Annotated in this window: 1 protein-coding gene; it reads right to left on the bottom strand. The window is 63.1% G+C overall.

Annotated elements, in window-relative coordinates:
- A partial coding sequence (locus EN857_RS34140; RefSeq protein ID WP_189522849.1) for a class II aldolase/adducin family protein occupies positions 1-290 on the bottom strand: 290 nt, incomplete at both ends.

The raw sequence follows: 290 nt of genomic DNA on the forward strand, positions 1-290 counted from the left end.
CGACGAACCACCAGACCGCCTCCTCGATCGTCCGGCCAACGGTCAACAGTCCGTGGTTGCGCAGAATCGCAGCTTTGTGCGAGCCGAGGCAGCGTGCGAGGTCGGCACCTTCGCTGGCCTCCGTAACGACTACTCGCGCATCGTCGAAGAAAACGTGGTCCTCATAGAAAGCGCAGGCATCCTGTGTAATCGGATCGAGCAGGCGGCCGACCGCGGACCAGGCCTTGCCATAGATAGAATGGGCGTGCGCTGCGGCGACAATCTCCGGGCGAGCCTCGTGAATTGCCGCG

Source organism: Mesorhizobium sp. M4B.F.Ca.ET.214.01.1.1 (assembly GCF_004791545.1).
GTDB lineage: Bacteria > Pseudomonadota > Alphaproteobacteria > Rhizobiales > Rhizobiaceae > Mesorhizobium > Mesorhizobium abyssinicae.